Genomic DNA, 14,580 nt, shown 5'->3' with positions numbered 1-14,580 from the left:
TTGTTAAAAGATACATGAAAAATTCATGCAAAATATGTGCTTGTTTTGTAAAAATGTTTAAAATTTCTATATTCTTTCAACTTTTATTGTGAAAATGCAATAAAAAACTTTGCTTATTACAAAAACAGTGGTATAATGCATTTATATTAATACGCACGAAGGGGTGACATTATGATTAAAAAAGAAATGATAGCCATGCTTCTTGCAGGAGGACAGGGAAGCCGTTTAGGTGTTCTGACCTCTAATCTGGCTAAGCCGGCTGTAGCTTTTGGCGGCAAATACAAGATTATCGATTTCCCATTAAGCAACTGTATTAATTCAGGTGTTGATACAGTAGGTGTTCTTACACAGTACAGACCACTGAGGCTTAACCAGCATATTGGAATCGGTATCCCTTGGGATCTGGATCGTAACATAGGAGGCGTGACAGTTCTTCCGCCATACGAGAAAAGTGATAACAGCGAATGGTATACAGGTACTGCAAATGCTATTTATCAGAACCTGGAGTTTATAGATTATTATAATCCTGAATATGTTCTGATATTATCCGGTGATCATATCTACAAGATGGACTATGAAAACATGCTGGAATATCACAAATCCTGTGATGCTGATATTACACTTGCTACATATCAGGTACCATGGGAAGAGGCTAGCAGATTTGGCGTTGTAATTACAGATGAGAACAATGTTATTTCAGAATTTGAGGAGAAACCTGCAAATCCTAGAAGTAACAAAGCATCTATGGGTATATATATATTCAGTTGGAAGGTGCTTCGTGAGGCACTTGTAAAGATGAAGGATCAGCCGGAATGTGACTTTGGTAAGCACATCATTCCATACTGCCATTCAAATGGCAAGAAGATCTGTGCATACGACTTCAAGGGTTACTGGAAGGATGTAGGAACACTTGGTTCTTACTGGGAAGCAAATATGGAGTTAGTAGATATTGTTCCTGAATTCAATCTGTATGAGGAGTTCTGGAAGATCTACACCAAGACAGATGCGATCCCACCACAGTACATAGATGCAAGCGGCAGAGTAAGCAGATGTATCATCGGTGAAGGAACAGAGGTATACGGCGATGTTGAGAATTCCGTTATCGGTTCCGGTGTTACGATCGAAAAGGGTGCAGTCATCCGTAATTCGATCATTATGAATAACGCAACGATCGGTGAGAATGCATATATGGACAAGGCTATCATCGCAGAGAATGTTAAGATTGGTAAGGATGCTAAGCTTGGAATCGGAGAAGAAGCTGTCAATGAATTCAAGCCACAGATTTATTCATTTGGACTTGTTACGATCGGAGAAAACTCAGTTATTCCTGATGGTGTAACAATCGGTAAGAATACTGCTATATCTGGTGTGACTACTCCGGAAGATTATCCGGATGGTAACTTAAAGAGTGGCGGAAGTATTATAAAGGCAGGTGAATAGAGATGAGAGCATTAGGTATAATTTTAGCAGGTGGTAATAGCAACAAGATGGGCGAATTATCAGCAAAGAGAGCTGTTGCAGCTATGCCTATTACTGGCGGTTACAGAGCTATTGATTTTGCCCTTTCGAATATGACAAATTCCCATATCCAGAAGGTAGCGGTATTTACACAGTACAATACCAGATCTCTGAATGAACATCTGAATTCCAGCAAATGGTGGGATTTCGGAAGAAAACAGGGTGGTCTCTATATATTCACACCAACCATTACATCAGAGAACAGCTATTGGTATAAGGGTACAGCAGATGCCCTTTATCAGAACATTAATTTCCTGAAGGAAAGTCATGAGCCATATGTAGTTATTGCATCCGGTGATGGTATCTACAAGCTGGATTATGGTAAGGTTCTGGAAGAGCACATCAGCAAAGGCGCAGATATTACAGTTGTATGTAAGGATCTCGAACCTGGAGAAGATGATGTGAACCGTTTCGGTGTAGTACAGATGGATGCGGACAATCGTATCGTAGATTTCGAGGAGAAGCCATTGGTTGCAGGCAATAATACGATCTCAACCGGTATCTATGTGATCAGAAGAAGACAGCTCATCGAATTACTGGAAACCTGTGCAAATGAAGGCAGAACTGATTTTGTAAGAGATATTCTTGTAAGATATAAGAATGTAAAGAAGATTTATGGATATAAGATGGATACTTACTGGAGAAACATCGGAACCAAGGAGTCTTACTATAAGACAAACATGGATTTCCTGAACAGAGATGTAAGAAACTATTTCTTCAAGCAGCATCCTGACATCTACTCCAAGGTGGAGGATCTTCCACCAGCAAAGTATAATGGGGAAGCGGTTGTGAATAACAGCCTGGTAGCAAGTGGATGTATCATAAATGGTACTGTAGAAAATTCAGTATTATTTAAGAAGGTATACATTGGCAACAACTGTGTGATCAGAAATTCTATCATTCTGAACGATGTACACATTGGGGATAATTGTGTAATCGAAAACTGTATTGTAGAAAGTAGAGATACGATCCGTGCAAATACAGTTCATCAGGGTAGCCCGGATGACATCAAGGTTATCGTGGAGAAGAATTTCAGATACGCATTGTAGCAGATAAGAAAGACAAGGGGGTACACACGATGCAGGTGACCGATATCAGAGTCAGGGGTGTTGAAAAAGAAGGTAAGATGAAAGCCGTCGTTTCGATCACAATTGATAATGAATTTGTAGTTCATGATATCAAAGTGATCCAGGGTGATAAGGGATTGTTTATTGCGATGCCTAGCCGGAAAGCAGCAGATGGTGAGTACAGAGATATCGCACATCCAATCAATACTGAGACAAGAGAACGTCTGCAGCGGATGATACTTGAGAAATATCAGGAATCACTGGAAGCTTAAGACGTGAAACGGAGCCAGCCACTGTAGATGCAGTGGCTGGCTTTTTGTCTGCCCTGTGTAATATGCACGATATGCTCTGTCCTGTTGCCTCCGCTATAAGCACATGCTTTGGATAGTACAGCCCTGTAATATGCACGATATGTTCTGCTTCTATTCGACTCGCACGCTGATTGATCAGCAGTCGCCCAAACTCACCCTTTCGGGTTCAGACATGGGCTTGGTGCTGATAGCTAGTGCAAGTCTCATAACGAAGCGTCACATAGTCGATACATATTACAGGGCAGTGCTATCCGAAGCATGTGCTTATAGCGGAGGCGACAGGACAGAGCATATCGTGCTATAACAGGGCAGACAAAACATTTTGGGAAAGAGGTTGAAAATGAAATAGGGATAAAGTAAAATTAGCTGTAGGAATTTCATAGGTTGGAGGATATTAGGACAATGCTGAAAGCAATCATCCTTGCAGCAGGCAAGGGAACAAGAATGAAATCTGAAAAGCCAAAGGTTGTGCACGAGGTGCTTGGTAAGCCGATGGTATACTATTCGATAGAGGCGGCAAGAGCTGCCGGATGTGATAAAGTCTGCGTGATCGTTGGATACAAGGCAGAAGAAGTAGAAAAGAGTATTAAAGATACTTATGCGAAGCTTGGTAAGACAGAAGAAATGCAGGATGTAGTAAGTTATGCACTACAGACCGAACAGCTTGGAACCGGTCATGCGGTTAAGTGTGCTTCTGATTTTATCGGTACAGAGGGCGATGTTGTTGTCCTTTGTGGAGATACACCACTTGTAACCGGTAAGACATTAGAGCAGGCGATCAAGAAGCATGTTGCAGCAGGAAATGGTGTTACAGTTATCTCAGCGATGCTTTCAGATCCATTTGGATACGGAAGAATTATCCGTGATGAGAAAGGCTTATCAAAGATCGTAGAACAGAAGGATGCAACTGAGGAAGAACAGGCGGTTAAAGAAGTAAATTCCGGTATGTATATTTTCAAATGTGATGCATTACTGGCAGCACTTTCACAGATTACAAATGATAATGCACAGGGTGAATATTATCTGCCGGATACCATTGAGATCATCAAGAAAATGGGACTTCCGGTTGATGCGGCAGCCATGGAGGATGCCGACCAGATTAAAGGTGTCAATACACTGGAACAGCTTGCAGAAGCAGAAGAGATAATGAGGTCAAGATAAGATGAAACTGATAGTAGGACTTGGAAATCCGGGAACCAAATATGCAGGAACCAGACATAATGTAGGATTTTCCGTAATTGTAGGGCTTGCAGATAAATATAATATAGAATTGAGTGAAAAGAAGCATAAAGCGATCTATGGCAGGGGCATGATAGAAGGAGAGAAAGTGATCCTTGCAATGCCACAGACATTTATGAATCTGAGTGGAGAAAGTGTCCGGGAGCTGGTCGATTATTACAAATGCGATCCATCCGATGTGATCGTTGCTTATGATGATATCGATCTGGCAGTCGGCAAGCTTCGAATCCGTGAAAAGGGAAGTGCCGGCGGACATAATGGAATGAAGAATATTATTTCACATCTGGGAACACAGGAATTTGTCCGGGTTCGTGTCGGTATCGGAAAGAAACCGGATCGTATGGATCTTGCAGATTATGTATTATCCAGATTTGGAAAAGATGAACTTCCGGAGATCAAGGCAGGCTGTGATAATGCCGGTGATGCGATCACATTGATCTTAAAAGACAGCGCAGCAGCAGCAATGAATAAATATAATTAACTGAAAGATAAAATGTGTTGATCGGAACAGGTCGTATACAGGGTAAAGCTGTGGATACGATCAGACAGGTATAAATAATCAGAAAATAAAAAAGAAAGGGAGCCAGGCTGTATCAGCCTGGCATTTGGCGTCGATATGAAGGCAATCAATGAGCCTGTAAAACATACCGAAAATTATATACAGATAAAGGGCTGGTTAAAAGAGCAGGATGGCATCGTCAATATATCCGGAAATGACGGAACAGACCGGGTGTATCTGATGCATGCATTTTCATCCGATGCACATGTAAGGCTGGTCGTAACTTACAGTGAACAGAGAATGGAACAGCTATACGAGGACTTCCGTTTCTATGATAAAGCGGTGTATATGTATCCATCGAAGGATATTTTATTTTACAGCTCAGATATCCATGGAAATTCTATCACCAGGCGGCGGATGGATATTTTCAGACGACTGATCGAGGGAGAAGCCTGTACGATCATTCTGACGGTAGATGCGTTATTTGATAGGATGCCAGATCTGTCCTATATTAAGAAAAATGTGGTGACGATCCGTGAGGCAGAAGAACTGGACGTCGAGGCACTTAAGAAGCGTCTGGTGGAACTGGGGTATGAAAAGGCGGACAGCGTAGACGGTGTCGGACAGTTTGCGGTGCGTGGTGGTATCATTGATATTTTTCCTCTGACAGAGGAATGCCCATATCGTATCGATATGTGGGATACGGAGGTTGACACGATCCGAAGCTTTGATGTGGAAAGCCAGCGGTCGATCGAGCAGGTACAGGAGATCCAGATCTATCCGGCAAGCGAGATGGTGTTGTCTGATCGCAGGACGGCGCAGGGGATCCGTAAGCTGGAGCAGGAATTCAAACCATATTATGAGAAGCTGCGGAAAGAATTCAAGACAGAGGAAGCTGCCCGCCTGAAGAAGCAGATCGGGGAGATCAAAGAGCAGTTGACGGAGTTCCATGGAATGGCAGGAGTCGACAGTTATGTAGAGTATTTCTACAGTAAGACTGTATCACTGTTAGACTGCTTCCGTACAAAGAATACAGTTATTTTATTGGATGAGACTTCGAGGATATCAGATTATGCGGATAACTATATGGCGACTTTCCTTGAGAGTATGGAGAGCCGTCTGGAGGGGGGCTATATCCTTCCGGGTATGATGAATATTTTATTTACTTATCCGGCAATCGTGCAGAAAATGCAGGCATTTCAGACGCTCGCATTTTCTATTCTGTATCATGAAGATCGGTATTTTACGATCCGGCATGATGTAACATATGACAGCCGTGTAGTTAATTCTTACAGGAATAATTTTGAAGCGTTAATTGCGGATATCGGAAAATGGAGAGAAAAGAATTATCGGATCATATTTATCTCACCATCGACGACCAGAGCCAAACGGATGGTTGAGAATCTGGCCGGCCATGATGTGGCGTGCTTCTATTCAGAGGATACCGACCGTGTTCTTTCTGAGAAAGAGGTAATGGTTACGACAGGAAGACTTCGGGCAGGATTTGAGTTCCCGGAGCTGAAACTGGTTGTGATAAATGAAGGCGACGTCTTTACTGCACGGAGCAGTATGAAGAAAAAGAAGAACCAGAAGCCTCGGTATTCCGGTGAAGTGATCAAGGATTTCTCTGATATCAGCGTGGGTGACTGTGTGATTCATGAACGCTATGGTGTTGGTATCTATGGCGGTATCGAGAAGGTTGAAGTGGACGGTGTCTTAAAGGATTATGTAACGATCAATTATGCAGAGGGCGGAAAGCTCTATGTGCTGGCTTCTGAGGTAGACTGTATCCAGAAATACAGTGATAAAGAGGGCAGACGACCGAAGATCAACAAGCTGGGCAGTAAGGACTGGGAGAAGACCAGAAGCCGGGTGAAAGGTCATGTTGCAACGATCGCGAAAGAGCTGGTGAACCTGTATGCGAAACGACAGGCATCACAGGGCTTCTGCTATTCGAAGGATACGATCTGGCAGCAGGAATTTGAGGAAATGTTCCCGTATGAGGAAACGGATGACCAGAAGAAAGCGATCGCAGAGACAAAGGCAGACATGGAGAGCAGCAAGATTATGGACCGTCTGATCTGTGGTGATGTGGGCTTTGGTAAGACCGAGGTCGCGATCCGTGCGGCATTTAAGGCAGTATACGATGGCAGACAGGTTGCTTATCTTGTGCCGACTACGATCCTTGCACAGCAGCATTATAATACATTTAAAGAACGTATGAAGGAATTTCCGGTCGAGATTCGGCTGTTGTGCCGTTTCTGTACACCGAAGGAGGTTCGGGAGACGATTGCTGATTTGAAAGCCGGCAAGGTGGATATCGTGATCGGAACACATCGGTTGTTGTCCAAGGATGTGGCATTTAAGCAGCTCGGTCTGCTGATCATAGATGAGGAACAGCGGTTTGGCGTCACACATAAGGAAAAGATCAAGCAGATGAAGACAAATGTAGATGTTCTGACCTTGACAGCGACTCCTATTCCTCGTACACTTCATATGAGCCTGATCGGTATCCGGGATATGAGTGTTCTGGAAGAAGCGCCGGTTGACAGACGGGCGATCCAGACCTATGTTATGGAGCTTGATCCCGAACTTGTCAAAGAAGCGATCAAGCGTGAGCTGGCGCGGGATGGTCAGGTATATTATGTATATAACCGGGTAAATAATATAGAGATGATCACATCGGAGATCGCATCCCTTGTACCGGATGCAGTCGTTGAGTATGCGCATGGCCAGATGCATGAACGGCAACTAGAGGACATCATGTACCGGTTTATCAATCATGAGATTGATGTGTTGGTTACTACGACGATCATCGAGACAGGATTGGATATTCCGAATGCAAATACCATGATCATTCATGATGCGGATACATTTGGCTTATCCCAGTTGTATCAGCTCCGCGGCCGTGTCGGCCGTTCAGATCGGAATGCATATGCATTTCTGATGTACCGTCGGGATAAACTTATTAAGGAAACTGCGGAAAAGAGACTGAAAGCGATCCGGGAATTTACCGATCTTGGTTCCGGAATCAAGGTGTCCATGAAGGATCTGGAGATCCGCGGCGCGGGAAATATCTTAGGCGAGGATCAGTCCGGTCATATGGAAGCAGTTGGTTATGATCTGTACTGTAAGATGTTAAATGATGCGATCCGTCAGGAGATGGGCGAGAAGGTTGAAGAACGGTTTGAGACAACCGTACAGCTTCCGGTGGATGCTTATATACCGGCTGAATATGTCAAGAATGAATTCATTAAGCTGGATCTGTATAAGAGGATATCTCATATCGCATCGGATGATGATTACGACGATATCATTGACGAATTAAACGACAGATTTGGAGAGATGCCGACAGAGGTTCTGAACCTGCTTGATGTATCGTTATTAAAGGCAAAGGCAAATCGTGCCTATATAACCAGCATTATGCTGGCGGGTGCAGAGCTGCGGTTTTCGATGTTTAAACAGGCGAAGATCGACACAGCAAAGATTGATTCGTTATTAGATAAATATAGAGGAAGCATGAAATTTGTGATCGGCAACAGTCCATCTTTTGTGCTTAAGATGAAGACGATCACAGAGAAAGAAATCTGGAAGCAGGCGAGAGCAGTTGTAGCTGATATTGCGGAGCTTGCAGAAGAATAAAGGATGATCAGCATACCGAAATCTGTAATGTTTGCAGGATGATGCAGATGCCGGAATCGGTGAGCTGGAAGAACAGGAGGTTTGGTGGATGAAACGTAGAATTCTAAAGGCTATTTCTTTGATCTGTACATGTGTGATGTTACTTACACTTGCAGCGTGCGGAGAAGAAAGTCAGGATAATACAGGAAAATATATTGTATTCAAATTCGGAAATGACAACATTTATCTGGACGAGGTGTATATCTATGCACAGACAACCATTGATGAGTACGAAAAGGAATACGGCAACGATATCTGGGGAAAAACGATCGAGACGGATGGTGGCATCGAGATGAACGTCGAGGAAATGGCAAGACGTGAAGTGATCTCCAATATTGTCCAGACCAAGGCGCTGATCGCACAGGCGGATGAATATAAGATCAGTCTGACGGCGGAAGAACAGGCACAGGCAGAACAGGAAGCGGAAGATTTCTATAACAGTCTGACCGATGAGCAGTTGAAAGAAACCGGCATGGAGGCAGATACACCATCCCGTGTTCTTCAGGAGAATGCACTCGCAAAGAAGATCTACGATCATGTCATGAGCGACTCCTCTGCAGAGGTATCCGATGAGCAGGCAAGAATGACGACATTTTACGATATGTTCTTTGAGTGTTATTATGAGGATGATTTTGGAAATATCGTAGTATATAGTAAGGATAAGATTGCAGAACAGAAACAAAAAGCGGACGAGGCTTATACTTCAATCAAACAGCAGTTATCGGACAATCCGAACCTGAATATTACTTTCCTTGGTCACACAAATAGTCTGCAATATGCAGGAAGCCATACCATGAGTAAGGATCAGATCCTGGAAAGCTATGGACAGGAGGTTCTGGATACTTTATATGATATGCAGGATGGAGATATCTCACAGGTTATCGAGACTGAGAATGGTTATCATATCTTCCAGATGACATATCTGACGGATGAGAAGGCAACCGCTGCGAATAAAGCGGAGTTAACAAAAGAAGCGAATGATGCCTATTTTAATAACCTTTTAACGAACTGGGTATCAAAGATTGATAAAGATTACACTTATTCTAAGAGTGTAAATACTGATGTGTATAGTATGATCACGTTTAATTAATGGGATAGAATAAAAATGTCCATGGTACATTTCGTGCCATGGACATTTTTTCGCCTGTTTATTTTCTTCCGGTTGAGCCAAAGCCCCCTTCACCGCGTGCGGTATCGGATAATTCATCTACAGTATGGAAACAACCGGTAATGTATGGGGTGATAACAAGCTGAGCGATGCGTTCACCACTTTCGATTGTCTGATCAACATTAGAGTGATTGTGGAGCGCTACCATAATCTCTCCGCGGTAATCAGCATCGATAACGCCTACTTTGTTAGCAGGAGCAAGACCACGTTTACAGGCAAGACCGCTTCTTGCATAGACTAGTCCGGCATAGCCGACCGGAATCTCGATAGCCAGTCCGGTGTGGATGAACTGGGTTTCTCCGGCAGCAATCGTTACCGGCTCATCCATGCAGGCATACAGATCTGCGCCGGCAGCAAATTCAGAACCATAAGAAGGAATTGTCGCATTTTCATTCAATTTCTTAATGTTAATATCAAATGTGGTCATTAGAAGTACCTTCCTTTCTCGTCCCATAAGACTGCTTTTTTGGCAGCTAATGATTTTGGAACATCCAATATTCTCTGATTTGTAGAACCTCTGAATCGCAGATCCAGAACTTTCTTTTCTTCAACAAATTCTCCATCGACTAAAACATCCAGATAGGACAGGAATTTGTGAGTGAAATCCCACTGGAAATACATCTTGTCCAGAACGTCTTTTTCAAAATCATAGCCGGTATAGCACCAGATCGTTTTATCCGGATAAGCAGCCTTGAACTGTTCCAGAAGTGGAAGCAGTCCCTGTTGATTGACGAATTCCAATGGTTCGCCGCCAAGCAGGGTAAGCCCTACAATATGATCTGGCTTACAGAGTTCAATGATCGTATCAATTTCTTTTTGAGTAAAAGGCTTACCTGCGTTGAAATCCCAGGTATCCTGATTAAAACAACCCTTACAGTGGTGTGTGCAGCCGGATACGAACAGAGAGGTTCGGACTCCGGTTCCATTTGCGATATCACACCGTTTGATATCCATATAATTCATAATCGTTATTTCTCCCATACAAAAAGTATGGCCCGCATTGCCCTCTACGACATGCAGACCATACAAATTGAAATTATTAATGCACTTAGTTAAAAATCGGATGTAAACTGTTCATACAAGTAAATACTTTATGCATAGCTTTAATATAAACCAATTTTTTCAATATAGCAAGTGTTTTTATAAAAATTCCGGTATATTCTGATCGTATGTGGTATATATTATTCTGTTTGTGCTACGGATGAATCACATGCATCAGACCTGAATCCTACAGGTGTAATACTCTGGAAGCCATTTCTTTAGTCTTGCCTACGTTCCAGAAGTTTTCACCGAGATAACCACATGTTCTTCTTGTAACGTTCATCTTTGCGTGGTCTTTGTTGCCACACTGCGGACATTCCCATTCACCATCTGCATTGATGATGATCTCGCCATCATAGCCGCATACATGACAGTAGTCTGATTTTGTATTGAACTCAGCATACTGGATATTCTCATAAATGTAGCGGACCACTTCCGCGAGAGCATCCAGATTGTTACGCATATTTGGTATCTCGACATAGGAGATCGCACCACCGGATGAGATCGTCTGGAACTGACTCTCAAATCTGAACTTGCTGAATGCATCAATCTTCTCACGGACATCAACATGGTAGGAGTTTGTGTAGTAGCCCTTATCAGTAACATCCTTGATCGTACCGAAACGTTCTTTATCAATACGTGCAAATCTATAACATAAGCTTTCGGCTGGTGTTCCATATAAGCCGAAGCCAAGTCCGGTATCAGCCTTCCATTTATCACAGGCTGCACGCATTCTGTTCATAACCTTTAATGCAAATTCTTCACCAACCGGATCTGTATGGCTGACACCCTTCATCAGGATAGAAGTTTCATACAATCCGATGTATCCAAGCGACAGAGTAGAGTAGCCGTTGTGAAGTAATGGATCGATAACCTCACCCTTCTTTAATCGTGCGATCGCGCCATATTGCCAGTGAATCGGGCTGACATCTGAAGTTACGCCTTCCAATGCTCTGTGACGACACATCAGGGCATCATAGCATAACTGAAGTCGTTCATCTAAGAGTGACCAGAATTTATCTTCATCACCCTTTGCCAGAATACCGATCTGAGGAAGATTCAGACTGACAACACCCTGGTTGAAACGTCCTTCCCACTTATAGTTGCCATTTTCATCCTTCCAAGGAGAAAGGAAAGAACGACATCCCATGCAGGAGAAGACATTACCTTCATAGTTCTCACGCATCTTCTTAGCGGAGATGTAATCCGGATACATTCTCTTTGCGGAGCACTTGATCGCAAGTCGGGTGATGTAATCATATTTGCCGCCCTTTAAGCAGTTGTGCTCATCCAGAACGTAGATCAGCTTTGGAAATGCAGGTGTTACATAAACACCAACTTCGTTTTTAATACCCTCTAAACGCTGACGAAGGATTTCTTCTACGATCATGGCATTCTCTTCAATGTATTCATCATTTGGATCGAGATTCAGGAATAAGGTAACAAATGGAGACTGACCATTTGTAGTCATCAGAGTGTTGATCTGGTACTGGATCGTCTGAACACCGGAACGAAGCTCGTCGTTCAGCCTTTCTTTTACCAGTTCCTCTAATGTATCAGCATCTAATCTCTCGCCAAATTCTTCCTGATATAATGCTTTGTATTTATTGTAACTCTTACGCAGATATTTTCCGAGGTGACGGATATCAACGGACTGACCACCATACTGGCTGGAGGCAACGGCAGCAATGATCTGTGTAACGATCGTACACGCAACCTGAAAGCTCTTAGGGCTCTCAATCAGTTTGCCGTTCATGACAGTGCCATTGTCAAGCATATCTCCGATGTTGATCAGACAACAGTTGAAAATCGGCTGTAAGAAATAATCAGCATCGTGGAAATGGATCGCACCTTCTTCATGTGCTTTTGAAATCTTTTCAGGCAGCAGAAGTCGTTTGGTAAGATCCTTTGAAACCTCACCGGCGATCAGATCTCGCTGAGTGGAAGCAACAGTTGCGTTTTTATTTGAATTCTCTTCCATAACATCTTTGTTTCTGTTCTGGATCAGGCTGAGAATGGAATCGTCAGTTGTATTTGCTTTACGGATCAGTTCACGGCTGTATCTATATATAATGTAAGTTTTGGCAAGAACGAATTTCCCTTCTGCCATAATCTTCTGCTCGATGATATCCTGGATGTCCTCGACCAGCATTCTTTTTCTGTTTTTTGCTTCGATACCGTCTATGATCTCTTCTATTTTTTCTTCAGAAATTTTTTCGCAGTCTTCGACTTCGGCATTTGCCTTCTGGATGGCAACGATAATCTTGCTGCGATCATAGGATACGGCTCGACCGTCTCTTTTGATTACCTGCATTTTTACATTCTCCTTCAAAATTGATTATCTAGATATTGAGTGCAATATTTTCTCAAACCCCAACATATTGCGTCGCGTGTGAAAAAAAGACAAAAAAATGAACGATTTAAAATCTGTGAGACTAAAAAATCGTTTGGAATATTTTGTAACTCTATGTCCCCGACAGTTACACATTATAGCATCACCATTCTGGTTTGTCTATATCAATCAGTACAAAATATTGAGAAAAAATCAAAGAAATAATACTAGATATTGTGTTGCATGGGAAAATGTGATTTACTGTTCGAGTGGCGATTGACATTATGTGAAATTGTCGGAAATTGTATCTGAAAGTATGGATACTGTCGAAGTATTGCGAACAATCAGGCATTTAACAATAACGTTGCATAGTTTGTGACATTTCTATGAATTACTTAAAATAGCTTTATTTTTAATGGGAAATGTGATATAAAGCTATGATAGGTGATACCTAATTTTATAATAATATAGAGGTAAGTACAATGAGGAAATTGAAAAAGGGACTTGCGGTTGCTCTTGCAATGGCAATGACATTATCTATGGCTGTGGGATGCGGCGATAAAAAGAATACAACCGGTAAGCTTGACAATGCAACGCAAACGGATGCGACTTCATCAGACAGCAGCACAGAGGCAGCAGAAGATTTGACGATCGATGAATATATCGAGAAATATGCAGATGGCGTTACGCTTGGAGAGTACAAAGGAATTGAATATGAATATGCACCGGAAGCGGTAACTGCAGATGATATTCAGAGCAAGGTAGATTCTTTTATTTCATCCTGCACTACTTATAATGAAGATAAGACAAGTGCAGCAAAGATGGGTGATATTGTAAATATCGACTTTGTCGGAACTGTAGATGGTAAGGAATTTGAAGGTGGTAATTCTGATGGAAATGGTTATGATCTGACATTGGGAAGCAAATCTTTTATTGATGATTTTGAAGATCAGATCGTAGGTCATAAAGCCGGAGATACATTTGATGTAAATGTAACATTCCCGGAGGATTACAGTACAACAAACACAGAACTGAATGGAAAGGATGCAGTATTTAAGACGACTGTAAACTACATTAAGATTCCGGTTGAACCAGAGTACAACGATGAACTGGTTGCCAATAATACTTCCTATAAAACCGTAGATGAATATGAAGCATCAATCAAAGCAGAACTGGAAGCAAGCAATGAGACTGCAGCACTTACTTCTGCACAGAATGTGGTTATGACAAGTGTTATTAATAAAGCACAGATCGAGAATGTACCGGAAGATGAGGTTGAAAGCCTTGCAAGCGAAATTATTGACAACCTGAAAGCTCAGGCAAGCTCCTATAATTTCGATTATGCAACATTTATCAATTACTACTATGGATACAGTGATGAGGAATCATTTGCAGAATATGTAAAGCAGATCTGTGAAGAGTCCGTAAAGGAAAAGAAGGCTGTCTGTGCGATTGCAAAAGCAGAGAATATTACGATTGATGCAGATGAAGAAACAGCATATATTAAGAAGCTGGCAGACAATAATTCTACAACAGAGGATCAGATCAGAGAGCAGTATTCTTCTGAAGATCTGATGTATTATACACTGGCAGATAAGGTTATGACTTTCCTGCTTGATAATGGCAAGAAGGTAGAGAGTACAGAAGCTGCAACAGAAGCAACAACGGCTTCTGAAGAAACCACTGAAGTAACAACAGAGGCAAACTAAAGCGGATGTTGAAAC

General features: G+C 42.3%; 11 protein-coding genes. 8 read left to right on the top strand and 3 right to left on the bottom strand.

What is annotated here, in order from left to right; all coding sequences use genetic code 11:
• Positions 1 to 171 precede the first annotated feature (171 nt).
• From WKT03_RS09920 to WKT03_RS09890, 7 genes are all read left to right on the top strand, one after another.
• Entirely contained in the window at positions 172 to 1,440 is a 1,269-nt protein-coding gene (locus tag WKT03_RS09920) for a glucose-1-phosphate adenylyltransferase (RefSeq protein ID WP_008400201.1), read from the top strand.
• Positions 1,441 to 1,442: 2 nt separating this feature from the next.
• Positions 1,443 to 2,567, top strand: coding sequence for a glucose-1-phosphate adenylyltransferase subunit GlgD (gene glgD / locus WKT03_RS09915; RefSeq protein WP_117808643.1), 1,125 nt, complete (start codon positions 1,443 to 1,445; stop codon positions 2,565 to 2,567).
• Between the two features lie 29 nt (positions 2,568 to 2,596).
• Positions 2,597 to 2,857, top strand: coding sequence for a septation regulator SpoVG (gene spoVG / locus WKT03_RS09910; protein ID WP_008400199.1), 261 nt, complete (start codon positions 2,597 to 2,599; stop codon positions 2,855 to 2,857).
• Positions 2,858 to 3,298: 441 nt separating this feature from the next.
• Positions 3,299 to 4,057, top strand: coding sequence for a sugar phosphate nucleotidyltransferase (locus WKT03_RS09905; RefSeq protein ID WP_118662801.1), 759 nt, complete (start codon positions 3,299 to 3,301; stop codon positions 4,055 to 4,057).
• Between the two features lies 1 nt (position 4,058).
• Positions 4,059 to 4,616, top strand: a complete 558-nt coding sequence (gene pth, locus WKT03_RS09900) for an aminoacyl-tRNA hydrolase (RefSeq protein ID WP_340391750.1) — start codon at positions 4,059 to 4,061, stop codon at positions 4,614 to 4,616.
• Between the two features lie 135 nt (positions 4,617 to 4,751).
• Positions 4,752 to 8,276 (top strand): transcription-repair coupling factor, encoded by a 3,525-nt coding sequence (gene mfd, locus WKT03_RS09895; protein WP_340391748.1) that lies wholly within the window; start codon positions 4,752 to 4,754, stop codon positions 8,274 to 8,276.
• A gap of 88 nt (positions 8,277 to 8,364) precedes the next feature.
• Positions 8,365 to 9,405 carry a peptidylprolyl isomerase gene (locus tag WKT03_RS09890; RefSeq protein ID WP_340391745.1) on the top strand — a complete coding sequence of 347 codons (1,041 nt, stop codon included), beginning with the start codon at positions 8,365 to 8,367 and terminating at the stop codon, positions 9,403 to 9,405.
• Between the two features lie 58 nt (positions 9,406 to 9,463).
• Here WKT03_RS09890 and dut read toward each other — a convergent pair whose 3' ends face one another.
• The 3 genes from dut to nrdD form a co-directional block, all read right to left on the bottom strand.
• Positions 9,464 to 9,910 (bottom strand): dUTP diphosphatase, encoded by a 447-nt coding sequence (gene dut / locus WKT03_RS09885; protein ID WP_340391742.1) that lies wholly within the window; start codon positions 9,908 to 9,910, stop codon positions 9,464 to 9,466.
• Positions 9,910 to 10,446: an anaerobic ribonucleoside-triphosphate reductase activating protein gene (nrdG, locus tag WKT03_RS09880; protein WP_021943173.1), complete on the bottom strand. Its 537-nt coding sequence runs from the start codon at positions 10,444 to 10,446 to the stop codon at positions 9,910 to 9,912. The genes dut and nrdG overlap by 1 nt, the downstream gene beginning before the upstream one ends.
• A gap of 265 nt (positions 10,447 to 10,711) precedes the next feature.
• Positions 10,712 to 12,838, bottom strand: a complete 2,127-nt coding sequence (gene nrdD, locus WKT03_RS09875; RefSeq protein WP_117823187.1) for an anaerobic ribonucleoside-triphosphate reductase — start codon at positions 12,836 to 12,838, stop codon at positions 10,712 to 10,714.
• Positions 12,839 to 13,338: 500 nt separating this feature from the next.
• Between nrdD and tig the strand changes: the two genes are divergently transcribed.
• The gene (tig, locus tag WKT03_RS09870) at positions 13,339 to 14,565 is read left to right on the top strand and encodes a trigger factor (RefSeq protein WP_117823185.1); all 1,227 of its coding nucleotides are present in this window, start codon (positions 13,339 to 13,341) and stop codon (positions 14,563 to 14,565) included.
• Positions 14,566 to 14,580 lie beyond the last annotated feature (15 nt).

The sequence above is a fragment of the Coprococcus sp. HCN-4056 genome (genome assembly GCF_037892645.1).
In the GTDB taxonomy this organism is placed as follows: domain Bacteria; phylum Bacillota; class Clostridia; order Lachnospirales; family Lachnospiraceae; genus Coprococcus; species Coprococcus ammoniilyticus.
This window is presented reverse-complemented; position numbering and strand designations above follow the sequence as displayed.